A 25,611-nucleotide genomic window follows, 5' to 3' on the forward strand; every position below is an offset into this window, starting at 1 on the left:
TGTCAGAATCGACTCAGCCACAGACACCGACGAGGCCACCACCCCGCCCGGCCGCCCCATGAAAGATCCGGGCTAGCTAGCGAGGAGGTTCGCCCAGCCAGTCCGTGTCACGGCTTCCGGCTGATATTGCATTCATCGGGCGGATGATGTCAAATCTGCACTGATGCGAGAGCGGTTATGGCGATTACCACCAATTCGCTCGGGAAGCTTAGCGTCCACCGCCAGAAGCTGTGCTTCTGCGATTTCGGAGAGCACACCGCGAAAATCACCCAGAACAAATGGTACATCAGTATGACCATTGACAGGTTGAACAGGTATGTGAACAGCCAAAACTCTTCGGACGCGGAAGTATCCTGCCATGCGTACACAACCTGGACGGCTAGCATCGGAAGAATAAGGAACGCGGCCGTACCCGCAGAAAGCCCGTGTTGGACCACGGGAGGATGAGCTAAGGGGCTGTCCGTCCAGTAGTCCTCGAACGCTTCCAAGTCGTACATGTAAAAGCCGAGCTTGCGCCTGTACATGTAGACGATGCCGTAAGTTATCCATGGGGTCCTGAAGAATTTCTCCATCCTAGCGATACCGCCTGGCCGTTTTCGTGCCATATCGCCACGACGAGTTGGCAACACTGACCCGATCGTATGTCGTTCCCCAAGTCCTGCTGCGATCCGTCCAGTTGTTGGCACGCCGATTCGCTTGGATCGCCCTACGCCCACGTCCCAATTGTTGAAACTTTCCTGAGAGTAGGCGGTTCACAACCGCGCCACCCCAAGCAACATTTCGTAAACCGGGCGTAACTGATCCGCGCGAAGCTGTCCATCCGGACATCACGGGGCGTCTTTATCCTCCTCCTCGCCAAACGGCGTAGCATCCCGCCTCACAGAAGTTCGAGGAGAGTCACGAAACTCGGGCGTATCACTGGCGCCAAAGCATACAGGGCTAACTGGTACGCCAGAGCTGACGCCACGCAAATCGGCAGCCCTACATACCACCATCGGCGCAGGCGGACTCTAATCAGGGTCGGCTCACAGGACGTGCTCGGATGTGCGGCTAGCCACTGCTCGACCGTGTGCCCCGCAGATTGAACTGTTCTGCTCTCGAACAGAATTTGGAGTGCGGACTGACCGTAAGCGCTCGAATTATACCGTTTACCAGTGTGTGCAACCACCGCTAGACCGTTCAACGTGTCGATGTAATCGACTGCATGTCGCGGTATTACAACATCTACGAACGCATTGCGAAGAATGAGACGGTCACCCTGACCTATCACACGAGAACTAGCTATCGCGAGGAGCAGAGCGGCGAAAATACCTAGATACGCCCCAAACTCCACGTGGTACGCGGGAGATTCAGGATTCGTGACCGGAACTCCGGTGCACACGAACGCTACGATGAGCAGACTCACTGCGACCATCGCCTGGATCGGCCACCGGGGTGGCGCCAACACAACGCGCGCCTGTGCGGCTTGCATAAGTACTCCTATCTCCCCCGCCGCGTCACGCTAGCGCCTGCGGCTCCCGCCGTACCCAGAACTAGGTTCGCGCCCATATTTCTCCGTGTTTGCCGCCAGTCGATACGAGTGACGTGGCCGCGGGGGTCATGGCGTGCGCTGTGTCGAGGTGCCGGGCGCCTGTAGCGCGAGATCGCGGAAAGTCGCAACGAACCTGATAACGCTCTGCCGGCAGCGCCACCTGCGACAATCCATGCGGCGTCATTTATAAATCCCCGCCTGTCGAACGAGAAGTGTCCGCGCCTTATTCGCGAGTTTGATACAAAAGCCGCGCCGACGCTAATTGCGCCACATACGAACACGGACGCTACGACACATGCCGCGATGGTACCCACCGTGAGGACCTTCCCGCCGTGGCGCTGCCACCACGTAGGCTGCTTCGAAATGCTGCGAGGCCGCCTTTTTTGTCCGTCGAGGTCATGATTGTTGATGGGGTCTTGTGGGTACGCGTAGGCGGTCGTGTTGCCCCCGGGAATCGGGTCACGGGAGGTAAAGAGTCCGGTGACCGGGTTGTAGAGGCGGACGCCCATGAGGGAGAGCCCAGTGGTGTCGGTGGCACGTTCGTCCTTCCCGTGCCAGGCGTACGGCAGCACGCCCGTTGCCGAGGGGTGCGTGTCGAGCGGGTTGCCGTACTCGTCGGTGCGCTGCCAGGGGGTGCTGGCGGTGGTATAGCTCGAGCTTGTGGTGGGGATGGGGATGGTGGTGGAGGTGGTGCCGTGGGGGTCGCTCACCAGCAGAGCGGGGTCGGTGCCGGTGATCTCGAGGGCGAGGCCGCCGGCGAGGCCGGGGAGGTACCGGGTGGTTTCAGTCCCGGTGGGTGTCGTCTTGGTGGCCCAAGCGGGGTTGTCGCTGGTGTCGCCGTAGTGCCGCACCGTGGTGGTCGTGCTGGTACCGGTGGTGTGTGTGGTGGTGGAGCGGCGTGCGGCGGGGTCGAGCTGGTAGGTGGTGGTGGCCCCGTTCTGGGTGGTAGTGCGCACGAGGTCGGTGTCGTAGTACCCGACCTGGAGGTTCCCCGCGGCGGGGCCGGTGGGGGTGTCCACGCCGGGCAGGGTGGTCTGGCGCCCGAGCGGGTCATAGACATAGCTGCCCGTGCTGTTCGCGCCGGACAAGACCCTGTCGGCGGTGTCATGGACCCAGGTCCGAGAGGTGGCGCCCTGCGTCGGGCAGGCGTCGACCGCCCCGGTGGCGGTGGTGGTGGTGCGGTTGCCGTTGGCGTCGAAGGTGTAGCTGCGGGTGGTGCATGTGCTCGCGTCGTCGACCGTGTCGATGGTGTCGGTGACGTGGGTGAGGCGGTCGGCGCGGTCGATGGTGAAGGTTCGTGCCCGTCCGGGTGCGGTGTCACCGATGATGTTGCCGTCGGCGTCGCGGGTGAGGTTGAAGGCGAACCACTCGAAGCGCCCCTCGGCCCCTTCGCCGGTGTAGGTGAGGTCGGTGAGCTGCCCGGCACGGTCATAGGTGTAGTTCTGCTCGATCCCGCCGGGCAGGGCTTGCCGGGTGAGGTTCCCGCCGGCGTCGTATGCGGCGGTGAGCCTGAGGGAAGGCTGGTCGGCGTTGGTGATGCTCATCGCGGTGGTCAGGCCCCGGAACTCTGGCCGGCCGTCGGCGTCGAGACCGTTGTAGGTGTAGGCGATGGTGCCGGTGGGGTCATTGATGGTCTGCACGTCGCCGGTGGCGGTGTAGGTGGTGGTCGTGGTCTGACCGTCGGTGTCGGTGTACGTGGTGGCCCGTCCCCAGGCGTCGTAGCCAGTGGTGATCCGTCCGGTCTCCGCGCCATTCTTGAGCGAGACCGCCGCGGTGGGCAAACCGGTGGCCGGGGCGTATTCGGTCTTGGACGTCGGCACCGCGCTCGAGCCGGGGAGCCCGCTGGTTGTGGTGGCGGCTGTGGAGATGCGCCCGTCAGCGGTGTAGGTGGTGGTCGTGGTCCGCACGGCCGTACCGAGGGTCTCGGTCACGGTGCGGGGGGCCAGGTAGAGGGTGTAGTTGGTGGTGCGGGTCGTGGCGATCGTCGGGGTGCTCTCCCCGGTGCGGGTGGCGCAGGGCAGGCCGGCGTACTCGGGCCGGTTCCCGCAGGCGGCGTCGGCGGGGTTGGCCACGGCGGTGTAGTAGATCTGGTTGGTGGTGCCCGCGTCGGTCCCGGTGGACTTGGGCTGGCGGGTCTGGACGGTCTGCCCGGCGCTGTTGTAGGCGGTGCGGGCGGTGATGTCGCTCTGGCCCTGGCCCATGACGGTGGTTGTGGTGGTGGCCATGCCCAGGGTCCATCCCGACGTTGGCCCGGTGGCAGTAGCGCCGTCGATCGGGTCATACCCGGTCTTGACCTGAGCGGTGACCTCCTCCCCCGTGGGCAGGGCATGGGTGGGGTCGGAGCTACCCGAGTCGGGGGCCGCGATGGTGGTGGTGACCGTGGTGGGCAGCCGGTAAGCGATGCCGGTGGCGGGGTTGACCCCGCTGTTGGGGGCGCCCTGGTCGTAGTCGGTGTGGGTGTGGACGCGGACGAGCTCACCGTCGGGGCCGGCCGGGGTGGCCGGTTCCCACACGTCGGTGACCAGAGTCCCGGCGGGGGTGAGCACAGTGCCGGCGGGAATCGTGCCACCGGCGTGCGTGATCGCGGCCGGGGCGGTGATGGCGGCGTTGTAGCGGGTGATGGTGGCGTAGGTGTTGGCGTCCACGCTTCCCCCGCCCGCGAGGGTCTCGCGGATGTGGGCGATGGCGCCGGTGTCCAGGGAGCGCACCACCCGTCCCTCGGTGTCGTAGTCGGTGGCGCTGATCTGCCAGTCACCGGCGCCGTAGGAGGCGGTGTTGATGACCCGGCCCTGGGCGTCGGTGTACTGCAGGTCCCCCTGGCGCCAGTCGGTCACACCCGCCCCGGCGGGGCTGGTGATGGAGGCGGCGTGGTCGGCGTCGAAGACGGCCGCGCCCCACGTCGGTGCCGCTTCCTGTCCCCAGGTGGCCACGGTGTCGGTGTCCACGGCGGGCAGGTCGGTGCCGGTGAGCGGGATGTTGTACACGAACGCCGACTGCGCCATCGACGTGCCGGTGCCGGTCGCTGGGGCGCGGCTCACCGTGGCCAGCCCGTGAGTGCCTTGAGGCGTGTCGGCGTACGCCAGGTGCCAGGGGGCCAGGCCCGGTGGGGTGATCTGCGTGAGCTGGGGAGCGCTGAGCCCGCTAGGAACAGCGTTGTAGGAGTAGGAGGTCTTCAGGCTCGTGCGGGGGTCGCTGGCCGTGGCCAGGTAGCCCTGCGCCGTGTAGGTGTAGGTCGCGACCTCGACGGCTTCCATCGCCGGCTGGGCCCTGTCGGGGTTGAAGGCGCGGTAGCGCACCCGGACAAGACGGTCGATGTAGTCCCCAGGCGTGGCTGCCGTCGCCGTCGTCGTGGTGGCGTACACGAGCTCCAGGGCCCGGCACCCGGGGACCAAGTCGCCGGTGGCTGAGCACGCGACCCCGTCAGGGGCGGGGGCAAGGATCCGGGTGATGCGGCCCTTGCTGTCCCGACTGAACGTGGTGGTGCCAACGTTCCCGGCCTGGGCGATCCGGTCGACCACCCAGGTGGGTGATCCGCCGGCACCTGCGGGGCCGGGGGTCCAAATCGTGACGGTCCCCTCGTCCTCGGTCAGCGACACGGATCGGGGGGTCGTCCCGCTCGCCGCCTTCAGCTCCAGGCGGGCGCCTTCAGCGGAGGTCTCCTCATCGACGGCGACGTATACCCCGGTCTTGCCGGCGGTGCGGGTCGCGCCGGGCTGGCGGTAGACCAGCGCCTGCCCGTCCCCGTCGACCAGCGCGATGGTGCCGTCGATACCGGTGGAGTCCACGACCTCATACCCCGCGGCGCCGAAGTCCGACCCGTCAAGGTTCGCGACCCACCCGGGGCCGAACACGGCGCTAGCGGGAGAGACCGCCGGGCCGGTGAAGGAGGCGTAGGTGCGGGAGATCGACAACGTGTCCTTCGGGGTGGGCACAGAGACGTCGGTGGCCGAGGTGGAGAACTCACCCGTCCACAACGCGACCTTGCCCGGGCCCGCGTCGGCCTCAGGGAACGCGTCACCAAAGGCGTGCGGGACCCGCAGCACCGAAGTGTGCGAGGGATGCGCGGCGTCGTCGCTGACCCAGGTGCACCGCGTGACACCGGTAGCGGCATACGTGAAGCAGACCTGGACATCGATCAGCGCCGGTGTGCGGGGCTGACCCATCGCCGAGGCCGCAGCCGCGGCCGAGAAGGAATCGTTGACCGACACCGGCTTGCCGGCTGCGACGGGGTGCAGCGTCTTGGCCAGCGTCCACCCCGTGGTCGACCCGGTGGTGGTGTTCCACCCACTCGCATCCGCTGTCCCTGCCGTGCGCCAGTAGATCGCCGCAATGACCTCACCCGACGCGGCCGGCGGAGCAGCGGCGCTGACCGTGAAGGTGTCAGTGGACTTCGCGCCGCTGGCCGGTGATGTCATCGCAGCGCCGCCGGAGCCGAATGTGAAGGTCGTGGCTGGTGATCTCCTATTGGCCTTGTCCACGGCCGTCACCTTCAACGAGTGCGACCCGGGCCCCGGGTTCCAGAGGTGCGTTGCTGTCCGTGCCGTGCCATCGGTCTTAGCCGTGATGGACCGCGCGGAGCCACCGTCCTCCTGGACCTCGAACTTCATGACATCGGAGGAGGCAGAGGAGAAGGCGAACGTGTTCGACGCGGGGGCTGCATCGCGCCACTGCCCCGCGCTGTAGCCGCTCGCTGCGACCGTCGGGGTGGCGGGGTTGGTCAGGTCGGTGGTGAAGGTCCATGTGCCGTCCGTCGAGGTCTTCGACGTCAAGGACCCGTCATACCCCCATGCCCTGACGCTGTAGGTCCTCCCGTCGACCAGGGCCGGAGTCGAGCTGGTGGGCGTGAAAAGCGACCGGTTCCCCGACGCCACCTGAGCGCCCTGCACCTTGTTCCACACCGCCGTGGAGCCCTGCTGCACGTCAAAAAGTGCGCGCACTGCGCCACCGTCAGGGTCAGAGACCACCGCGGATAGCCCAGGCTTAGCAGTCCGAACGTACAGGGTGCTTGCCCCGGTTACCGGGTCCACGCCCCTGTAGGTCTCCTGCGACGCGTGCTCCCGCCCCACTGGCGTGTTCGGGTAGGAGTTGTACGTCACCCACAACGAGGGGATGTTCGCGCCGTTGTCCGCGGCATAGAACCGCTTCCACCCGTAGCTGTCGGCCTCGTTCTCCGCTCGCACGCCCACGGTGAGCTGCTTGTCGGACTTCGCCGCCCCGGCCGCGACGATGTTCTTCACATCCACATACGCCCACGAGTCCGGGCACCCAGAGCCATATCCGGACGTGGCCGAAGACGTCGCCTGCAGCGTCTGCCACGACGGCTGAGAAGTCCACCGGGTAGCCGACGACACCGAGAACGTGTGCCACACCTGCCAGTTGCGCGGCGTGCAGGAGTAGGAGTGGAACGCGTACATCTCCAGCCGGGCCGAGGTGACGGCCTTCCCGGCGATCGCGGTGGTGTTGAACTGCAGGAACGAACGCGCCACATTCGCGCCGCTGTCCCAGGTCCCCACCAACAGCTCCGTCGCCGCCGACCAATCCGTCGTCGAGCCCTTCTTGACGTAGGTGTCGAACCCCACCCTGATAGACACCGACGGGTCGACCACCACCGGGAACTGCGTGTCGGGGTCGGCCAGGAACTCCTCACCGGGAACAAGAGAGACCTCAGCGACCCCTCCGGTGACCTCGACCGTCCGCTCGACCACGACCGCCTCAGCCATGGGGTCAGGCACCAGAGCCGGCTCGCCCTCCGGCCGGTCGGCTGCCTCCACACTCGTAGTGTCAAAGGCGGTGGCAGCGGTGGACTCCTCGGGGTTGTCGAAGTCCGGCATCGGGGACAGCGCCCGCTCACCAACCGGCTCCGCGGGCCGCTCGGCCGTCAACGGGAAATGCCGGCCCCCATCGGCGGCCGCATCCCACATCAGCGGGGTGCCCGAGCTCGCCAGGACCTGCCCGCTGTCGTCGGTGACGGCCAGAGTGTCTTCCGGCACCTCCTCGATCTGGGCGCCCTCGGCGGCCAGCGACAAGCCCGTGCCCGCCAGAACCTGCGCCGCGGCGGCGTCCCGCAGGATGAAGAACTCCTCGAACCCCATACTGGTGGCTTCCACCACCAGATCAATCCCCGGCTCGACATCCTCGTACACCGCCCGGCGGCCCTCGAGCCGTGGAGTAGGCAGCGGCCCGTCCCAGCCGCTGCTCGTCACCACACCGGTGTCCGGGTCTGTCACCGTGGCGACCACCGTGTGCTCATCGTGCACACCCTCCGGAGAGACAGTGCCCCCCGACAGGACCAGGTCGGCGACCTGCGCCACCGGACGCACCAACCCGTCCTCATCCAACTGCAGCGTCAGGTCCACCGGCGCCCAGTCCTCCGGCGCGGTGCCGTCCCCGCCCGTGAACTCCATCCGCGGCACCCATACCGGTCCCGAGCCCACACCCGTGGCCCAGGTCCCGTCCGACATCGCGAACGTCGAGGACTCCATCGTCCGCTGCGACAAGTCCTCCACCGCCCGGCCCTGCGCCCGGGCCTGCACCACTGCGGTGATCGCGTCAGCCGCGACTGCCGGACCTGTCAGGTCAGGGCCTTGCGGCTGCGCCGCAGGGCGCGCAAGCGGCGTCGGCGCCGCCGGCGCCGCGGCCGCGGGCACACCCTCCACGATCAACGTCATCGCCGCGAGCACTCCGACCGCGACAGTCAGCCTTGACCACCGCTCCGGCACACCGAACCACTCGAGCACCGAACGCCCCACAGGGCGCGCCAAATAGAGCTCGTCAACAACCACGCCAGACTCCCTGACCCAAGCCCCATCGCCGGGGCATCCAAAGCCGGACCCTCCCTCGTGGGAGCCCGGCCCCAGACAGTTCGCGATCCGTCGCGCTGTGCGTGGTGGCAAGAAAGTAGCGCACACACACGGCACCGCGAAGCACGCTCGATGAGCGACAGCCCTCGAAGGAGCACGACGACCAGCTCGGACCGCATGTCCAAGCCAGTCGCCAGAGCCGAAAGTCCCGGCCCGAGCCGACTGGAATCCGACGTTCGCGGAATCTCCGTCCGACAGTGGTCCCACGAGGCTCGTTGCCCACCGTGCCGGTGTCACGGTCCGAGGCCTGGCGGCCCGGCTGCTACAACTGCCCCATGGAGACGACGGCCCGACGCCGCCTGCGCGCGGAGGTGTGGATCGTCCTGGGTCTGTCGCTGGGCCAGTCCGCCGTCTACGCCGTCGTCAACCTCGTCGCCCGGCTCACCGCCGAGACGCCGCTGCGTGACCAGGCAACCGCGCTCAACCCCTCCCGCTCCCCGCGGCCCTACCTCGACCTCACCTACCAGCTGCTCAGCCTCGACTTCGCGCTCGTGCCGGTGGCGCTGGCGCTCTTCCTCCTCAGCGAGCCCGGCCGCCGTGCCACCTCACGGATCGGCCTCACCCTCTCCCGCCCCGGCCGGGACCTGGCCGTGGGCGCCGGGCTGGCCGCGCTCATCGGGATCCCCGGGCTCGGTCTGTACGCGCTCGGGCGGGCGCTGGGCGTCACGGTCGAGGTCCAGGCCGCGACCCTGGACGCCGCGTGGTGGGCCGTGCCCGTCCTCGTGCTCGCGGCGCTGAAGAACGCCCTGCTCGAGGAGGTGGTCGCCGCCGGCTACCTCGTCGAGCGGCTCCAGCAGCTCGGCTGGCGGGCGCCGTCCGTCGTCGCCGCGAGTGCGCTCCTGCGCGGCGCCTACCACCTCTACCAGGGCATCGGGCCGGGGCTGGCGAACGTCGCGATGGGCGTCGTCTTCGCGGAGTACTACCGCAGGCGACGGCGGACCATGCCGCTCGTCGTCGCTCACACCCTCCTCGACGTCGTCGCCTTCGTCGGCTACGCCCTGCTGCCGGCCGAGCTCCTCGCGTCCCTCGGTCTCGGCTGAGCGCGGCTCCGGGGAGCGGCCTGGGGCACCGCCTACACTCGGGCGCATGACCGATCGGCCCGGTGAGCGCACCCCCGTGGCCGACAGCCCCACCCGGCAGGCGCCGCGCCGGAAGGTGCTGCTCGTCGACGTGCCCGAGGCGCGCGTCCGCCGCCCGCGCGACCTCCTCGAGCTCGTCCTGTCCGTGCTCGGTATCGGCATGGTCCTGCTCCTCGCGGTCTACGCGCACGCGACCGCCATCGGTGTCACCGAGGACGTCCAGTCCGCCGCCGCCCTCGTGCTCCGGGAGATCCTCCTCCTGCCCGTCACGGTCCTCGAGGGCGTCGTCACCTTCTTCCTGCCGCTGTTCGTCGTCGTCATGCAGCTCGTCCGGCGGCGCTGGCGGGCGGTGGCGGAGGCCGTCGCGGCCGCCGTCGTCGCCTGGGGCGTGACGACCGGCGCCGTCCTCCTCCTCGACACCTACGGGCCCACCGCGCTGTCCGTGGGCCTGACGATCACCTCCGAGGGCGACGCGGTCATCGCGATGAACCCGCTCGTGGCGGCGCTCGCCGCGCTCCTCACGACGGTCGGGACCCGCGCCCACCGCCCCACCGTGCGCTGGTCGTGGAACCTCCTGTGGGTGGTCCTCGTCCTCACCGTCATCCGTGGTGCGCTCACCCTGCCCGGCGCCGTCGTCACCGTCCTCATCGGCCGCGCGATCGGGCTGGCCGGGCGGTACGTCGTCGGCGTCTACAACGAGCGTGCCGAGGGCATCGCCCTGGTCCAGGGGCTGCGGCACGCCGGGCTCGACCCTGCCCGCGTGGTGCGGCTGGACAGCGGCGACGAGGGCGTCCAGGCGTGGACCGTGACGACCAGCGCGCCCGTGGGTTACACCGCGCGGCCAGTGGAGCCGGTGGACACGACGGCGGCCCCTACCTGGCCCGGCTCCTCCGGACGCCCGGCCGACTCGATCGTCCCCGACGTCCTCACCGACCCGCACGCCGTCGTCGCCGCGTCCACGAGCCCCGACGGCGTCACCCTCGACCCCGTGAGCGCCCACCGCGTGTACTCGGTGTGGGACGCCGGGGGCCGCCGCTGGTACGTCAGTGTGCTCGACGGCGATCGCCAGGTGGTCGGCTACCTCTCCTCCCTGTGGGCGCGGCTGCGGGTGCGGGGACTGCACCGCCGGCGGGCCACCACCGTGCGCGACGCCGCCGACCGCGCCGCCCTCCTCGCCTACGCGACAGAGCGCGCCGGGGTCCGCACGGCGCCGCTCACCGGGATGGCCGAGTCGCGCGACTCCGTCCTCATGGTGAGCGCGCACATCGGCGGCGCGCGCCGGCTCAGCGACATCCCCGCCGAGGAGGTGGGGGACGAGCTGCTCGACGAGCTGTGGCGCCAGCTGGGCACCGCGCACGCCGCCGGCATCGCCCACCTCGACCTCAGCGCCGACGCCGTCCTCGTCACGACCGAGGGCGAGGTCCTCCTCCTCGACTGGGAGAACGGGGAGATCGCCGCCTCCGAGCTCTCCCGCCGCCTCGACCTCGCCCAGCTCCTCGCGGCCACCGCGGCGCACGTCGGCGAGGACCGTGCCCTGGCCAGCGCCGCGCGCTCCCTGGACGGCGAGGAGCTCGCCTCGGTGGCGCCGCTGCTCCAGCCGGTCGTCCTCACCGCGCACACCCGCGCCGCGGCCGAGCGCCCCCGCGAGCTGCTCAACTCCCTGCGGGCCCGGCTCGTGGACCAGAACCCGGCGGCCGACGTCGAGCCGATGCGGCTGGCGCGGTTCAGCATGCGCACGGTCGTCATGGTGACGATCGCCGTCGTCGCCGTCTGGCTGCTCCTCGGCACGCTGAACTTCGAGCAGGTCGTCGCCACCACCCGCAACGCCAACCCGTGGTGGCTGCTCGCCACCTTCGGCTTCGGCGTGCTCACCTTCCTCGGCAGCGCCATGGGCCTGGTGGCCTTTGCGCCGGAGAAGCTCGGGCTGTGGCGCACCACCCTCGTCCAGGTGGCTGCCGGTGTCGTCTCCCTCGTCGCGCCCGCCGGGGTGGGGCCGGCGGCCCTCAACCTCCGCTTCCTCAACCGGCAGCGCGTCGCCACCCCGCTCGCCGTCGCCACGGTCGCCCTCGTCCAGGTCTCCCAGTTCGTCACGACGGTGCTGCTCCTCGCGACGATGGCCCTGGTCACCGGCAGCGCCGGCACGCTGTCGGTGCCCTCCGGTGCGGTCAACGCGGTCGCGATCACCGCCGTCATCATCCTCGGCGTGCTGCTCGGCGTGCCGCCCGTGCGCACCTGGCTGTGGGAGAAGCTCGGACCCACCCTGCGCCAGGTGTGGCCCCGGGTGCTGTGGGTGGTCGGCAGCCCGCGCCGGCTGCTCGTGGGGCTGAGCGGCAACGTCATCATGACGCTCGGCTACGTCGCGGCCTTCGGCTGCGCCCTCGCCGCCTTCGGCTACAGCCTGCCGCTGACGACGCTGTCGATCACCTACCTCACGTCCAACACCGTGGGCGCGGCCGTGCCCTCCCCCGGCGGCATCGGCCCGGTGGAGGCGGCCCTCACCGGTGGGCTCACCGTCGCCGGCATCCCGGCCGGCGTCGCCTTCTCCGTCGCGCTCGTCTTCCGGCTGCTCACCTTCTGGATCCGGGTGCCGCTCGGCTGGGCGGCGCTGCGCCACCTCCAGCGCCGGGGAGCGGTGTGACCGCGCCCGTCGCCACCACCCGGCGGGCACGGCTGCGGCAGCCGGAGGCCTGGGTCGTGGCAGCGGCGGCCGGCGCGCTGTACGTGCTCGTCGCCGTCCTCCAGTGGCGCCGCCTGGAGGCGCCGTCGTGGGACCTGGCGATCTTCACCCAGCTGGCCAAGGCCTACGCGGGCCTCGACGCGCCGATCGTCCCGATCAAGGGCGACGGCTTCAACCTCCTCGGCGACCACTTCCACCCGATCCTCGTGCTCCTCGGTCCGGTCTACGCTCTCGCGCCCTCCGGGCTCACCCTGCTCGTCGTCCAGGCGCTGCTCGTCGGGGTGTCGGCGTGGCCGCTGACGGCCCTGGCGGTGCGTCGGCTGGGACGGTGGCCCGGTGTCGCGGTCGGGGCCGCCTACGTCCTGTCCCACGGCATTCAGGGCGCCGTGCGCAGCCAGTTCCACGAGATCTCCTTCGCGCTGCCGCTCCTCACCTTCGGCCTGTGCGCCCTCCTGGAGAGGCGGTGGCGGGCGAGCGTCCTGTGGCTCGCGCCGCTCGTCCTCGTCAAGGAGGACCTCGGGCTGCTCGTCGCCGTCCTCGGCCTGGTCATCTGGTGGCGGGGTGCGCGCCGTCCCGGCCTCGCCCTGGCCGGCTGGGGCCTCGCGTGGTTCGTCCTCGCGACCGCCGTCATCCTGCCGCTCCTCAACCCGCGTGGCCAGTACGACTACACCGACCGGCTCACGCTCGGTGACGTCCTCGGCGATCCGCTCGCCGCCCTCGCCGGGGTCCTGGGCCCCGGGGAGAAGGTCGTCACGGTGCTCCTGCTCGTCCTCGCGGCCGGGATCGTCGGGGTCCGCTCGCCGATCCTCCTCGCCGCCGTGCCGACGCTCGGGTGGCGCTTCCTCGGGGACGTGTCGTTCTACTGGACCTGGGTCTGGCACTACGACGCCGTCCTCATGCCGCTCGCCACCGCCGCGCTGCTCGACGCGCTCGGGCCGCGGCCCGCGGAGCCGGACCGCCACCGGCCGCTGCGCACCGCCGTCGCGCTCGGGGCCGCGGGCCTCGCCGTCGTCCTCACCGCGCCGGACCTGCCCGTCGTGCGCCTGGCGAGCCCGGACACGTGGCAGGCCTCGCCCCGCACGGAGGCGGCCCGGCAAGTGGTCGAGGCGGTGCCGGAGGGCGCCGTCGTCGCCAGCGACATCTCCCTGCTCGCGCGCCTCGTGCCGACGACGACGGCGCTGTGGTCCGGGACGGGCGACAACCCGGCCGCGGACTACGTCGTCATCGACCGCGAGGGCGGGGCGTGGCGCGGTAACGCGCCCGAGGACGCCGCGCGGTACGCGGAGGAGAAGCACCCGGGGACGGACTACGAGCTCGTCCTGGACCGCGAGGGCTACCAGGTGGCGCGCCGCGTCGGCTGAGCCGGCTGCCCCCGCGCGGGCTCAGCCGAGGAGCGCCCCGGTGGCCGCGGCGCCGAGGGCGGCCGCCGCCACGGTGCCGAGGAGGCTGCCCAGCGCGTACCCCGCCGCCCGCCAGGGACGGCCGCGCTGGAGGAGGCGGACGGCCTCGAGGGACGCCGTCGAGAAGGTCGTGTAGCCGCCGCAGAACCCCGCGAGGGCGACGACGTAGGCCCCCGGGTCCACGCAGCCGGCGGCGAGCGCGCCGACGAGGCAGCCCGCCAGCAGGCTGCCGCTGAGGTTGACGGCGGTCGTCCCGCGCGGCACCCGGTCCGGCCCGGCGGAGGGCAGCAGGGAGTCCAGCACGTAGCGGGCCGCGGCGCCGAGGGCGCCGCCGAGGGCGACGAGGAGGATCACCGCGCCGCCCTCCGCGCACCGACGAGGACGCCGGCCCCGCACGCGGCGAGCCCGGCGAGGACCGTGCCGAGCCCGTAGCCGGCGGCGCCCGCCCAGTGGCCGGCGTCGAGCCGGGCGAGGACCTCGACGGCGATGCCGGAGTAGGTGGTGAAGCCGCCCAGCGCGCCGGTGCCGAGGAGGAGCCGCAGACGGCGGCGGTGGCCCGTGTCGGGACCACCGCGGGTGAGCCGCTCGAGGAGGAGGCCGAGGAGGAAGGCGCCGGCCGCGTTGACGGCGAGCGTCGCCGCCCACCCGGACGAGCCGGCCGCACCGACGAGGAGGTGGCGGGCCACGGCGCCCGCCGCCCCGCCGGCGGCGACCGTGCCCACCGAGCGGACGTCCAGCTGCCTCATGAGCGCGATCGTACGGACACCCGCCGCGCCCGCGTCCCGGGTCTGCCTAGCATGGGCCCCATGATCACGACCGTTGCCGCTCGCCGTCCCGCCCGCGCTCTCACCCTCGCCCTGCTCGTCCTCCTCGGGACGCTCGGCCTCGGGACCGCGGCCCAGGCGCACGACATGCTCGTCGCCTCCGACCCTGCCGAGGGGGCGGTGCTCGACGCGCCGCCGGAGTTGATCACGCTGAGCTTCAACAACCCGCCGCTCGAGGTGGGCTCGGTGATCACCGTCGTCGACGCCGACGGCACGACCGTCGCCGAGGGCGAGGGGACCCTCGACGGGGCCGACGTCGTCCTCGCGCTCGACACCGAGCTGCCGGCCGGGCAGCTCGAGGTGCGCTGGCGCGTGGCCTCCAGCGACGGCCACCCGATCGACGGCGTCATCCCCTTCGAGGTCACCGCGCCCGCCGAGCCGACCGAGCCGGCCACCAGCGAGCCCGCCGCCGCCCCGGCCACCACCGAGCCCGCCGAGCCGACGAGCGAGCCCACGACGAGCGCGCCGGCGCAGACCGCCGAGGAGTCCGGGCCGTCCGGGCTGCCCACCGCCGCCAAGGTGGCCATCGCCGTCGCCGCGCTCGGCGCGGTCGCCGCGATCATCGTCCTCATCGTCCGGCGGCAGCGCACCGACCGCGTGTGAGGAACGTCTCCGGCCGTCCCGGCACGGCCGGAGCCGCGGTGCGCGGTGTCACGAAACCGCTCCAACGCGCGGAAAAACGAGCGGTAGCGCCTCATCCGTGGCCGCCCGGGCCGCCTCGCTCACAGGCTTAACGTGTCTGGCATGACACGTCGACTCATTCTTCCCGCAGTCCTCCTGCTCGGTCTCACCGCCTGCAGCTCCAGCACGTCCGACGACGAGTCCACCCCGGCGGCGTCCGCCTCGCAGAGCCCCGAGCAGGTCACCTGCGAGGGCTTCTACGAGGGCACGGGCACGCCGCTCGCCGAGCGCACCGAGAGCGCGCGCACCGCCCTGTCCGGTGGCGAGGTCGTGGACGACACCACCTACACCGAGGTCAACGCCCTCGAGCAGCGCCTCACCGAGCTGGGCCGCAACGCCCCGGCCGACCTCACCGCCCTCCTCGAGGACCTCAAAACCCCGTTCACCGAGGCTGTCGCCGCCGTCAACGAGGCCCGCGCCCAGGCCGACCCGGAGACCGGTGAGGTCACCTTCCCCGACCTCACGCAGATCGACGTCGCCGGCTCCGAGGCCGCGCAGGGCGAGATCGACAGCGCCTGCTCCGCCGCCGGCTACGAGGCCTGAGCCGCCTCGTCCGGACGCGCCGCTGCCGCCTCGAGGACGTCCTCCCGCAGCCCGTCGGGCTCGCCGGGGTGGGCGATCGTCCAGGCGGCAGCGGTGGCCGCGTGCTCCATCGCGGTGCGTGCGTCGCAGCCGCGCGCGAAGACGTAGTGCGCCAGGGTGGCGGCGTAGGTGGCTCCCACCCCCGGCGGCCGCGGCCCTCCGCCCAGCTGCCGGGCCGGCACGCGGAGGACCTCCTCGGAGTGGGGCACCATCCCCACGGCGCCACGCTCGCCGAGCGTGAGGACGACGAGCCGGGCGGCCGAGCGGCGCCGCCACGTCCGCAGGAGGTGCTCCTCGTCGTGCCCGCCGTAGCCCATGACGAGCAGCTCGGCGCCGAGGTAGGGCTGCTGCTCGAGGAGCGGCGGCTCCCGGACCGTGCCGAGCGCAGCGGCCACGGGAACGCCCGTCGCCTGCGCCGAGGCGATGAGTGCTGCCGTCGGGAGCACGCCGTCGACCATGACGAGCTCGGAGGTCGCCAGCGCCCCGAGGTCGAGGTCGACGCGCGCGGTGGGCGCCTCGCCGAGGTCGCGGCTCATCTGGCGCCGGCCGTCACACTCGAGGACGACGGCGCGGGGTGAGCGGGGCAGCGAGCGCGGGCACATCGCCGAGTTGACGCCGTAGCGGTAGGCGGCGACGTCCACGGCCACGCCCTCCGCGTCCTCCCCGAGCGGCGCGGCGAGGTAGACCTCGTCACCCAGCGCCGCGAGCGTGCGGGCCGCGGCGAAGCCCGACCCGCCGACGGAGGCGGAGATCGGCACGTCCCGCACCGCCCGGTACTCGACCGGGAAGGTGTCGACGGGCAGCGTGAGGACGGCGTAGGCCATGCCGACGACGACCACTCTCATCGCTTCCCCCTCACCGCGACCCTGCGGATCTCCAGCGAGCCTAACCGCCGCCTCCGCCGACGCACCTCGGGCGGAGAGACGATCGGGCAGCCCGGAGGGCGGACCGACGGGCACCGGGAGGCGGAGGGGCCGGTGGCCTCAGGTACCGCCCTGCGCGGCGATGGCCGCGGCCTCCGCGGCGGCCGGCCGGGGGTCGAGGTAGCGCCCGCCGCGCACGCGGGGCACGAGCCCGGGGCCGAGCTCGTACAGGAGCGGGCGGGCGTTGGGGAGGTTGAGCTCGCGCAGCTCGGCGGCGTCGAGGTCGTCGACGAGCGCGCACAGCGCGCGCAGGGAGTTGCCGTGGGCGACGACGAGGACGTGGCGGCCGGCGCGCAGCGCGTCACCGAGCTCGCCCTCCCACAGCGGGCGGACCCGCTCGACGACGTCGGCCAGCGACTCCGTGGGCGCCAGGGCCTCGGCGGGCAGCCCGGCGAAGGGTGGCAGGGAGCGCCACAGGGTGACGGTGTGCTCGGGCAGCGGATCGGGTCGGCCGTCGAGGGAGCGGCGCCAGTGGAGGAAGAGCTCCCGGCCGTACCGCTCGGCGACCTCACGCTTGCCGTACCCGCTGAGCGCGCCATAGCTGCGCTCGCCCAGCCGCCAGTGCCGCGTGACCTCTCCCCCGACCACCTCGGCGACGATGTCCGCGGTGTGCCAGGAACGGACGAGCTCCGAGGCGATGACGAGGTCGGGCCGCCAGCCGGTGTCGCGCAGCCGGGTGGCGGCGTCGTGGCAGGCCTGCTCACCGCGGGGGGTGAGCCCGACGTCCAGCACCCCGGTGAACAGGCCCAGGGCGTTGGCGGCGCTCTCGCCGTGACGGACGAGGACGAGGGACCCGGGAGCCATGGGCGACGGCGCGCGGGTCAGCTGGGCAGGCCGAGCTGGTTCGTGCCGAACTCGGTGAGGAAGCGCGGCCCGTCCGTCTCGAGCTCGCGGCCGTAGTCCGCGCTCCAGTGGCTGTACGGGCTGGTGGCGAGGGCGTCGTTGGCGAAGCGGGCGTCGTCGGTGACCTCGCTGCGGCAGAAGTCGGGGATGGCGAGGTCCGTGACGGGCCCGCCGCGCTCGCACTCCGCGACGACGAGCGGCTCGTTGCGGCCGAGGAAGGAGTCGACGACCCAGCCGTCGGCGCCCAGCCACAGCGAGTAGCGCAGCTTGGCCACGAGGTCGCCGCCGAGCCGGACCATCGCCAGGCCGGCGGTGACGTCCAGCTCCCGCTCGGCCTCGTAGCGGGTGCCGCCCACGTAGGGGCCCTTGGCGGTGAGCGCGCAGAAGGTGAAGGTGTCGGCCGCGGCCTCGAGGAGCTCTCGCTCGTCACCCCAGGTGGGCAGCGTCCCGGCCGGCGCCGCGCCCTGCAGCCGGATGCGCAGGGCGTAGCCGTCGGCGGCGAGGAAGTAGCTCTGCACGATGAGCACCGGGTGCGGCTCCCGCAGAGCCGCGGTCGGCAGCTCGGGGACGAAGAACTTTCGCTCGAACTCGAAGTCGCCGTCGCTCATGCCCTGACCGTAGCGCGCGCCACCTTCGGGGCGCCGCATTTGGCGTGGGGGCGCGGCAGTCGCCTGCCGCGCCCCCGCCCTCGTGCCGCCCGGTCAGCGCGGCGTGACGGTGGCCAGGTCGATGCCGGGCAGGTACCCGGCGTCGCCGCCGTAGGTGGCGGTGAGGATCGTGAGGAAGCGGACGGGCGGCAGCTGCACGGTCGCCCCTCCGTCCTCGTCGAGCTCGACCCGGTCGATGATGCGGAAGCCCGCGGTCACCGTCACCGAGCCCGTGGGCACCGGGGCGCCGCCCCGGCCCAGGACCTCGATGCCGACCTGGGGGGAGCTGCCCCTCGGCACCCGGGACTCGGCGTCGATATTGACCCGCGGCAGCGCCGGCAGCACGACGTAGGTCGCGGCGCGGCTCGTCGACCCGGCGACGTCGGCGCTGCCGGCGTACACCGCGGTGAGCCGGTGCCCGCCGGCGGCGAGGTCGCGGGGCAGGGTGACCGTGGCGGTGCCGCGGGTCCCGTCGCCGGCGAGCTCGCCGGTGGCGACGACCTCCCCGTCGCGGCGGAGCTCGACAGTGCCCGACGGCGCCGCCCCCGCGGCGTCGACCGTCACCGTCGCCGTCGTCTCGGTCCCGTACGTCGCGAGGCTGCGCGCGAGGCGCAGCGACGTCGTCGAGGCGGCCTGAGCCACCTCGACGGTGACGGGCACGGACACCGAGGCCTCCCACCGCGGGGCGTCCGGCGTGAAGGCGGCGCTCAGCGTGCGCGGGCCGGCGCCGAGGGTGACGGCGGCGCGGGCCGTGCCGTCCTCGACGGTCGCCGTGGCGAGCTCGGTGTCCCCGTCCCGGAAGCTCACGGTGCCGGTCGCCCCGGCCGGCTCCACGGTGGCGGTGAGGGTGACCTCGGAGCCGACGGCGGGCTCACCGCCGACGGTGAGGGTGGTCGTCGTCGGGACGGCGACGACCTCCGGGACGGTGACGTCCACGACCTGCGCCCGGGCGCCGTCGGCGTTGTGCGAGTGCAGGACGAGCAGCGGCCCGACGTCCGCGCCGGCCTCCGGCGAGCGGTGGACGGTGATGTCCGTGCCCGAGGGGTCGAAGACGTCGTTGAGCGCCCCGCCGCTGGTCCACAGGTCCGGGGCGAAGGGGTCGTAGGTGAAGGGCTCGACACCGTCGACGATGTTGAGGCCGTTCGGCGCGTACTCGGAGAACGTCCACACGCTGAAGGTCGGGACGACGCCCGGCTGGAACAGGCTCAGCGGGATCGGGGCGACGAGGACGTTGTTGTCGTAGACGGTCGTGTCGACGTCTCCCCAGGCACCGTTGACGGCGCTCTGCGAGTAGGGCTCGCCGGTCCAGTAGTCGTAGGTGTAGGCGATCGTCACGTCGAGCGACGGGTCGAGCTTCTGGACGGCTGTCTGGATGTCCGGGATGCCGTCGCCGGTGACGTCGGTGTCGATGACCGGGACGGTCTTTGTGCCGAGCGTGGGCCACTCTCCCTGCACGGCGATGCCGATGCCGAGGTAGCCGAGGGCCGGGTCGTAGCCGGCCTCCACCAGGCGCGGCGCCGTCGACATCGCGCCGACGTACCGGATGTCACCGGCGGCCACCTGGCTGGGCGAGGTGAGGTCTGCGCCGGCGTCCTCCAGACGCGGGCTCGTGGCGACGAGCTCGAGCACCGAGGTCAGCGAGGACCAGCCGCCGGAGTCGACGTGACGCCCGGTCAGCTCCAGCGGCGCGGTGAGCGCGTCCACCGAGGCGAAGTCCACGGGCTGGGCCTCGAGGTCGGAGACGAGACGCGGGGCCGCGTGCACCGGGACGTGGAGGGTGGGTCCGGTGCCCGGCCGCGGCGGCTGGAGGACGAGCTGGCCGGACAGTGCCGCGACGTACTCGCGTGGCACGCCGACGCCGGAGTCGGCCGACTGCGTGGGGTCGATGTCCCGGGACAGGGTCTTGGGGTCCGCCGTGAGCGTGACCGTGACGGTCCTGCTGCGGCCCGGCGGGACGGTGATGGACGACGGCGACGTCGTGATCGTCGCGCCACCGGTGGTCGTGGCCGCCTCGAAGGTGGGACGGAGGACGACAGGTCCGCGGTTCTCAAGGTTCTCCACGGTCACCGTGCGGCGCAGGGTGACCGTCTCGGCACCGACGTCGACGACGCCAAAGGCCACCGAGACGCCGTCCGGCGCGCTGGAGTCGTAGGCGATGACGCCGGTGCTCACGGCGGCGACCGCGTCGACACGTCCCGCACCCACCCGCTCCGGGCCGTAGACCGGGCCACCGGGGCCCGGCTGGGAGTAAACGGGGTTGGTGGCGGTGTTCATGATGCCGGCCTTGACCTCCTGGGGACTCCAGCCCGGGTTGGCGGCCCGTACGAGGGCGGCGATGCCGGCGACGTGAGGGGAGGCCATCGAGGTGCCGGACAGCGTGTGCGCCATGGTGCCCGCGCCCGCCGCGGCGGAGGAGATGCGGGTGCCGGGTGCCGCGACGTCGGGCTTGACGACGCCGAGCGAGCCGTGGGCGCCGCGCGAGGAGCCGGCGTTGAGGATGTCGGCGACGGACTCGTCGGTGACGAAGGTGGCGTCACGGTAGGACGGACCAAGGCGCACGCTCAGCGTGCCGGCCTGGATTTCGGGCAGGAGCAGGTCGGTGGCGGCGGCGGTGAGCTGGGCGCCGGGGGTCTCGGCGTCACCGGCGATGCCGGCGGTGAAGATCGCGTTCTCGGTGCCGATGAGGACGCCGGCCGCGCCCGCGGCCGTCGCGTTCGCCCAGCGGGCGCCGCTGCCGCACGCGCGCGTGTTGTCGTTGTCGTCCCAGTGCAGCCACACGATGGCGCCGTCGATCTGCTCGGCGTACTCGGTGAGAGGCTGGCAGCCGTCGACGCCCTCGCCGAGGTAGACGACGGGGCCCTCGGCGTCCTCACTCCCCGCGTAGGAGACGGTGTTCTGGGCGGCGTGGCGGCCGAGGAGGGACTCGTCCGCGGCTCCGGTGACCTCGACGGCGTCGTAGGTCATCGTGTCGGAGACGGAGTTGGCGACGGACAGCGCGGTGCTCGCGTTGCCGGGCGAGCCGCCGACGTCGGTGACGTCGCCGGCGTTGCCCGCGGCCATGACCGAGAGGGTGCCGAGGTCGCTGAGCCGGTCGACGAAGAGGTTCTCGGGGTCGTCGACCGGGGCGGCGTCGCCGCCGAGGGAGAGGTTGACGATGTCGAGGCGGTCGCTGAAGTCGAGGTCGCCGTCGGGGTCGGCCGCCCACTCCAGCGCGTTGATCGTCACGCCGGTGGAGCCGCCGTAGTCGCCGAAGACCTTGAGCGCGTAGATGCCGGCCTCCGGGGCGGCGCCGGGCCCGACCTTCCAGTCGCTGATGTCCTCGAGGTCGCCGTAGTCGCCGCGGAAGGTCTCGCCCTCGGCGGTGACGCCGTAGCCGGCGGCGCTGCCGGCGACGTGCGTGCCGTGGCCGCCGTGGTCGCGGGTGTAGAGGCCGTCGATGGGGTTCGGGTCGGGCTGCGGCACGGTGGTGGAGCCCGGCAGGCGACCGGCGGCGTCGTAGTAGGTGCCGGCGAAGTCGTAGCCGCCGAGGAACTTGGCGCCGTCGAAGGTGCCCTCGGGCACGGGGGCGGCGCCGTCCTCGCCGTAGGCGGTGGCGTAGGCCTCCGCGGTGCCGGGCCCGCCGAAGTCCGCGTGGGTGTAGTCGACGCCGGTGTCGATGATGCCGATGCGGACGCCCTCGCCCGTCTCGCCGTAGGACTCCCAGACCTCGGCCGCGCGGGTGAAGAAGTCGACGCCCTTGTTCCTCGGCTCCTTGAGCGGGACGAGCGCCACGGAGACGACGTCGTCGGACTCCGCGAGCTCACGTACCTCGGTGGCGTCACCGGTGACGATGGTGCCGGCGACGAGGGTGCTCGTCACCGAGACCCGCTGCGGACCGGCGCTGCGGGCGCGGGCCCCGGCCTCGGCCGGGACGACGTCCTCGGCGAGGCTCTCGACGTCCTCGACCGCCTCGCCGGCGTCGGAGGCGGAGCCGCCGGACTCGACGACGTCGAGCGCCGACGGCGCGTCGAGCCGGACGAAAGCGGTGACGGTGCCCTCGGCCGCCCTGAGCGTCTCGCCCACCTTGTCGGGGAGGTCGAGGCTCGGCAGCGGCTCGGGGGCCGCGGGGTCGGCGCCCGCGGGGACCGCCCCCAGGACCCCGACCGCGCCGAGGACGAGGGCACTGGTGGCGGCGGTCAACGATCGACGCATCGACAGTCTCATTTCGTCGTAACCATCCGCGACGACACCGTCACGGGGGCACCGGGGTGGTGGCGTGGGACACGCTAGCGCCCGGCGCCGACATCGTCACCCAGCGGCCGGTGGGGCGGGCGGGCCGTCCTCGCTCGGACGCGGTGTCACGGCACGCGCCCCGCTCGTCGCCCCGGCGGTCGCGACGGCGACAAGCGCGATGCCCACCAGCTCGATCCGGCCGAGCCGCTGACCGAGGACGAGCCAGCCCGCCAGGGCCGCGATGACCGGGTAGAGGCTCATCATCACCGCGAAGCTCCCCGCCGTGACCCGTCGCATCGCGGCCATCTCCAGGGAGTAGGGGATGACCGAGGAGAGCAGCGCGACGGCCGCGCCGAGCGCGAGGACCCGCGGGTCGAGGAGCGCATCTCCCGCGGTGCCCAAGCCGAGGGGGACGGCGACGACGGCGCCCACCGCGAGGGCCAGGGCCAGCCCCTGCGCGCCGGTGAAGGCACGGGCCAACCGCGCCCCGACGGCGATGTAGGCGGCCCACGCGGCGGCCGCGCCCAGGGCAAGGAGGACACCGACCGGGTCGAGCCCCGCGACGCTCCCCCCGCCGAGCGCGGCGACCCCGACGAGCGCGAGGACCGCCCACAGGAGGTTGCGCAGGCGGCGGCCGAGGACGACGTACAGGGTGAGCGGGCCGAGCACCTCCAGCGTCACCGCCGGGCCCAGGGGGATCTTGTCGATCGCGTGGTAGAGCAGGCTGTTCATCGCGACGAGCGCGAGCCCGAAGGCGACGACGAGCGCCCAGTCCCGCCGGGTGCGGCCGCGCAGCGAGGGACGCAGGACGGCGAGGAGGACGAGGGCCGCGAAGGCCAGACGGAGGGCGACGACGCCGGAGGGCCCCGCCGCGGGGAACACGAGAGCCGCCACGGCCGAGCCGAACTGCACCGACACGGCGGCCCCGAGCACGAGCGGGGCGGCCGGCCCGGGCACGAGAGGACCGCGCGACTCGCTCACCGCTGCACCGTACCCCTCGCGCGCCGCGTCCCCTCGTCCTGCCACCCGTCAGCACCACCCCGGGCGTGCCTGCGCCGACCCTGGCCGCCGTCGCCCTCGCCGCCCGCTGACGGGAGCGACGGCGGTGGCACAAGGTTCCTTGCGCACGGCCGCCTAAGGTGGCCGCATGGCAGCGCGCGAGCAGCAGCTCATCAACGAGCCCGAGCGCATCCGCGCACTCTCCCACCCCCTGCGGCTGCGGCTGCTCGACCTCCTCGGGGAGCGCAGCGAGCTCACCGCCACCGAGTGCGCCGAGCTCACCGGGGAGTCCGTGGCGAGCTGCTCCTTCCACCTGCGGATGCTCGAGAAGTACGGCTTCATCGAGCGCGCGGAGGCGCGCGGCCGGGAGAAGCCCTGGCGGACCGTCTCCCGCGGCGGCTACGCCACGGAGATCGACCCGGAGGTGCCGGGCTCGGTCCAGGCGACCGCCGAGCTGGCCCGCCTCACCTTCGAGCAGCGCGCCCAGGGGCTGTGGGCGGCGGTGGAGCGGCTCGGCGATGAGCCCGAGGAGTGGATCGACGCGACCCGGCTCATGGGCGGGAGCTTCTGGGCCACCGCGGCCGAGGCCGCGGAGGTGGCGGACCAGATCCAGGAGCTGCTCGCGCGCTTCGAGGAGCGCGACGATCCTGCGCTGCGCCCCGAGGGTGCGCGTCGTGTGCGCGTCATGTCGACGATCTTCTCCGAGCCGCCCACGCCGCAGGCCTGAGGGCCTCGCTCCGGCCGCCGCCGCACGCGGCGGGAGCTGTGGCGCGTCCCTGGGACGCTCTCGAAACACTCGTTGCGCAAGGTGTCTTGTGCAAGCATTCTTTAGCGTTTACTCTCGGAGCCATCAGCCGAGAGAAGGACGGACCGATGGCCCAGCTCGACACCGCCCCGCAGCGTCGTCGCGGTCCGGCCGCGCTGGACCGGCGCGGGTTCCGGCAGCTCACGGTCGCGTGGGTCTTCACCAACGCCGCCGACAGCGCCCTGTGGCTCATGCTCGCCGTCTGGGTCAAAGACCTCACCGGCTCCGACGGCGCCGCCGCCGCCGTCTTCGTCGCCCTCGGTCTGCCGACCCTCCTCGCCCCCTTCATCGGCCACCTCGCCGACCGGGTGTCCCGCAGGTCGCTGCTTGCCGCGGGCAACGCCGTCATGGTGCCCGCGGTCCTCGCCCTCGTCCTCGTCCGGGACGCCGACGACGTCTGGCTCGTCTACGCCGTCACCTTCGTCTACGGCGCGATGGGCTACGTCACCGCGTCGGCACAGTCCGGCCTCGTGCGCGACCTCCTGGACGACGACGAGCTGCCCGGCGGCAACGGTCTCCTCTCGACGGTGGACCAGGCCTTCCGCCTGGTCTCCCCGCTCCTCGGCACGGCGCTGTACGTGGCGGCCGGCCCGCTCGCCGTCATCGCGCTGACCGGGGCGTGCTTCGCGACCACCGCCGCGCTCCTCACCCGGGTCGAGGTCCTCGAGACACCACCCGAGCCGTCGACGGGCGCCCGCTTCTGGTCCGAGCTGTCCCTGGGGCTGCGCCACCTGCTCACCACCGCACCGCTCGGCGCGCTCACCGTGGCCCTCGCCGTCGCCACCGGGGCCACGGGCCTCGTCAACGTCGCCGTCTTCCCGCTCATGGAGCAGGGACTGGGCGTGGACCCGGCGCTGCTCGGCGTATTCGTCAGCCTCCAGGGCGTCGGAGCCGTCGTCGGCGGGCTCACCGCCGCCCGGGTCCTCGGCCGCCTCGGCGAGCCGCTGGCCGTCGCCCTCGGGCTCGGCACGATGGCGGTGGGGATGCTGCCCCTGCTCCTCGTCGGCGTTCTCGACGCCCCCGCAGCCGTCACCCTCCCCCTTGCCGCGACGGGCCTCGCCGTCCTCGGGCTGGGCGTGCCGTGGGCGATCGTCGCCTTCATCACCCTGCGTCAGCGGCTGACCCCGGCCCGGCTGCAGGGTCGGGTGTCCGCGGCGACGAACATCGCGCTCAACCTGCCCCAGACCCTCGTCACGCTCGCCGCGGCGGCGGTCGTCGGCGTCCTCGACTACCGCGTCCTCGTCGCCGTCACCATCGCCGGCGTCCTCGCCGCCGGTGCGCTCGCCCTGCGCGCCGGCCGCCCGACCCACTGAGAGGAGGAACCGTCATGGAACCGCACCTGCTCCACGACCTCGCCGCCCACAGCTCGGGGCGCACGATGGCCGACTTCGCCCTCGTCCAGCACCTGCCCCCGAGCCGGCCCCGTAAGCCGCGTACGACCATCGGCTGGCCCGGCCGCCGGCGCCGCTGACGAAAATCCGTTGTCCGCCCGTCGCGCCGCCCGCCAGGCTGGGCACGCGGCCCTGACCACGCCCCTGAGGGCACTCC

General features: G+C 72.4%; 17 protein-coding genes. 8 read left to right on the forward strand and 9 right to left on the reverse strand.

Going from position 1 to position 25,611, the window contains the following annotated elements:
* Positions 1–132: 132 nt before the first annotated feature.
* The gene (locus M3148_RS05750; protein WP_251303724.1) at positions 133–360 is read right to left on the reverse strand and encodes a hypothetical protein; all 228 of its coding nucleotides are present in this window, start codon (positions 358–360) and stop codon (positions 133–135) included.
* A gap of 1,119 nt (positions 361–1,479) precedes the next feature.
* Positions 1,480–8,598 carry an RHS repeat-associated core domain-containing protein gene (locus M3148_RS17755; protein ID WP_308203215.1) on the reverse strand — a complete coding sequence of 2,373 codons (7,119 nt, stop codon included), beginning with the start codon at positions 8,596–8,598 and terminating at the stop codon, positions 1,480–1,482.
* Between the two features lie 68 nt (positions 8,599–8,666).
* On the opposite strand from M3148_RS17755, the gene M3148_RS05765 reads away from it, so the two are divergent.
* The 3 genes from M3148_RS05765 to M3148_RS05775 are packed head-to-tail and all read left to right on the forward strand — an operon-like array spanning position 8,667 to position 13,508.
* Positions 8,667–9,431 (forward strand): CPBP family intramembrane glutamic endopeptidase, encoded by a 765-nt coding sequence (locus M3148_RS05765; protein ID WP_251303725.1) that lies wholly within the window; start codon positions 8,667–8,669, stop codon positions 9,429–9,431.
* Positions 9,432–9,477: 46 nt separating this feature from the next.
* Entirely contained in the window at positions 9,478–12,108 is a 2,631-nt protein-coding gene (locus M3148_RS05770; RefSeq protein WP_251303726.1) for a lysylphosphatidylglycerol synthase domain-containing protein, read from the forward strand.
* Complete coding sequence (locus M3148_RS05775) at positions 12,105–13,508, forward strand: DUF2079 domain-containing protein (protein WP_251303727.1); 1,404 nt, start codon at positions 12,105–12,107, stop codon at positions 13,506–13,508. The genes M3148_RS05770 and M3148_RS05775 overlap by 4 nt, the downstream gene beginning before the upstream one ends.
* Positions 13,509–13,529: 21 nt before the next feature.
* On the opposite strand, the gene M3148_RS05780 is transcribed toward M3148_RS05775, so the two are convergent.
* Positions 13,530–13,901, reverse strand: a complete 372-nt coding sequence (locus tag M3148_RS05780) for a fluoride efflux transporter FluC (protein WP_251303728.1) — start codon at positions 13,899–13,901, stop codon at positions 13,530–13,532.
* Positions 13,898–14,293, reverse strand: a complete 396-nt coding sequence (locus tag M3148_RS05785; RefSeq protein WP_251303729.1) for a CrcB family protein — start codon at positions 14,291–14,293, stop codon at positions 13,898–13,900. Before M3148_RS05785 ends, M3148_RS05780 begins: the two co-directional genes overlap by 4 nt.
* 60 nt (positions 14,294–14,353) lie before the next feature.
* Here M3148_RS05785 and M3148_RS05790 point away from each other — a divergent pair, with 60 nt between their 5' ends.
* Entirely contained in the window at positions 14,354–14,974 is a 621-nt protein-coding gene (locus tag M3148_RS05790) for a copper resistance CopC family protein (RefSeq protein WP_251303730.1), read from the forward strand.
* Positions 14,975–15,115: 141 nt separating this feature from the next.
* On the forward strand, positions 15,116–15,595 hold the full coding sequence (locus M3148_RS05795; RefSeq protein ID WP_251303731.1) for a hypothetical protein: 480 nt from the start codon (positions 15,116–15,118) through the stop codon (positions 15,593–15,595).
* Here the strand turns inward: M3148_RS05795 and M3148_RS05800 are convergent.
* The 5 genes from M3148_RS05800 to M3148_RS05825 form a co-directional block, all read right to left on the reverse strand.
* Positions 15,583–16,479: a hypothetical protein gene (locus M3148_RS05800; RefSeq protein ID WP_251303732.1), complete on the reverse strand. Its 897-nt coding sequence runs from the start codon at positions 16,477–16,479 to the stop codon at positions 15,583–15,585. The two genes, M3148_RS05795 and M3148_RS05800, sit on opposite strands and share 13 nt — an antisense overlap.
* A gap of 138 nt (positions 16,480–16,617) precedes the next feature.
* A complete protein-coding gene (locus M3148_RS05805; RefSeq protein ID WP_251303733.1) occupies positions 16,618–17,361 on the reverse strand; it encodes a 2,3-bisphosphoglycerate-dependent phosphoglycerate mutase in 744 nt (247 codons plus the stop codon).
* Between the two features lie 17 nt (positions 17,362–17,378).
* A complete protein-coding gene (locus M3148_RS05810) occupies positions 17,379–18,008 on the reverse strand; it encodes a hypothetical protein (protein ID WP_251303734.1) in 630 nt (209 codons plus the stop codon).
* A 93-nt stretch (positions 18,009–18,101) separates the two neighbouring features.
* Positions 18,102–22,238 carry a S8 family serine peptidase gene (locus M3148_RS17760; protein ID WP_285883301.1) on the reverse strand — a complete coding sequence of 1,379 codons (4,137 nt, stop codon included), beginning with the start codon at positions 22,236–22,238 and terminating at the stop codon, positions 18,102–18,104.
* A gap of 96 nt (positions 22,239–22,334) precedes the next feature.
* The gene (locus tag M3148_RS05825) at positions 22,335–23,240 is read right to left on the reverse strand and encodes an EamA family transporter (RefSeq protein WP_251303735.1); all 906 of its coding nucleotides are present in this window, start codon (positions 23,238–23,240) and stop codon (positions 22,335–22,337) included.
* 166 nt (positions 23,241–23,406) lie between these two features.
* Here M3148_RS05825 and M3148_RS05830 point away from each other — a divergent pair, with 166 nt between their 5' ends.
* The 3 genes from M3148_RS05830 to M3148_RS05840 all read left to right on the forward strand — a co-directional run bounded on the left by M3148_RS05830 (position 23,407) and on the right by M3148_RS05840 (position 25,534).
* The gene (locus M3148_RS05830) at positions 23,407–23,985 is read left to right on the forward strand and encodes a winged helix-turn-helix domain-containing protein (protein WP_251303736.1); all 579 of its coding nucleotides are present in this window, start codon (positions 23,407–23,409) and stop codon (positions 23,983–23,985) included.
* Positions 23,986–24,131: 146 nt separating this feature from the next.
* Complete coding sequence (locus M3148_RS05835; protein WP_251303737.1) at positions 24,132–25,376, forward strand: MFS transporter; 1,245 nt, start codon at positions 24,132–24,134, stop codon at positions 25,374–25,376.
* Between the two features lie 14 nt (positions 25,377–25,390).
* Positions 25,391–25,534 carry a hypothetical protein gene (locus M3148_RS05840; RefSeq protein ID WP_251303738.1) on the forward strand — a complete coding sequence of 48 codons (144 nt, stop codon included), beginning with the start codon at positions 25,391–25,393 and terminating at the stop codon, positions 25,532–25,534.
* Positions 25,535–25,611: the final 77 nt, after the last annotated feature.

The organism is Georgenia satyanarayanai (assembly GCF_023715365.1).
Lineage (GTDB): Bacteria > Actinomycetota > Actinomycetes > Actinomycetales > Actinomycetaceae > Oceanitalea > Oceanitalea satyanarayanai_B.

What these genes read in the sequence shown, in the direction of transcription:
- M3148_RS05750 (WP_251303724.1), bottom strand. Translation starts at nt 360, where the DNA reads ATGGCAGGATACTTCCGCGTCCGAAGAGTTTTGGCTGTTCACATACCT.
- M3148_RS05765 (WP_251303725.1), top strand. Translation starts at nt 8,667, where the DNA reads ATGGAGACGACGGCCCGACGCCGCCTGCGCGCGGAGGTGTGGATCGTC.
- M3148_RS05830 (WP_251303736.1), top strand. Translation starts at nt 23,407, where the DNA reads ATGGCAGCGCGCGAGCAGCAGCTCATCAACGAGCCCGAGCGCATCCGC.
- M3148_RS05800 (WP_251303732.1), bottom strand. Translation starts at nt 16,479, where the DNA reads ATGAGAGTGGTCGTCGTCGGCATGGCCTACGCCGTCCTCACGCTGCCC.
- M3148_RS05790 (WP_251303730.1), top strand. Translation starts at nt 14,354, where the DNA reads ATGATCACGACCGTTGCCGCTCGCCGTCCCGCCCGCGCTCTCACCCTC.
- M3148_RS05770 (WP_251303726.1), top strand. Translation starts at nt 9,478, where the DNA reads ATGACCGATCGGCCCGGTGAGCGCACCCCCGTGGCCGACAGCCCCACC.
- M3148_RS05785 (WP_251303729.1), bottom strand. Translation starts at nt 14,293, where the DNA reads ATGAGGCAGCTGGACGTCCGCTCGGTGGGCACGGTCGCCGCCGGCGGG.
- M3148_RS17760 (WP_285883301.1), bottom strand. Translation starts at nt 22,238, where the DNA reads ATGCGTCGATCGTTGACCGCCGCCACCAGTGCCCTCGTCCTCGGCGCG.
- M3148_RS05795 (WP_251303731.1), top strand. Translation starts at nt 15,116, where the DNA reads ATGACACGTCGACTCATTCTTCCCGCAGTCCTCCTGCTCGGTCTCACC.
- M3148_RS05835 (WP_251303737.1), top strand. Translation starts at nt 24,132, where the DNA reads ATGGCCCAGCTCGACACCGCCCCGCAGCGTCGTCGCGGTCCGGCCGCG.
- M3148_RS05840 (WP_251303738.1), top strand. Translation starts at nt 25,391, where the DNA reads ATGGAACCGCACCTGCTCCACGACCTCGCCGCCCACAGCTCGGGGCGC.
- M3148_RS05810 (WP_251303734.1), bottom strand. Translation starts at nt 18,008, where the DNA reads ATGAGCGACGGCGACTTCGAGTTCGAGCGAAAGTTCTTCGTCCCCGAG.
- M3148_RS05805 (WP_251303733.1), bottom strand. Translation starts at nt 17,361, where the DNA reads ATGGCTCCCGGGTCCCTCGTCCTCGTCCGTCACGGCGAGAGCGCCGCC.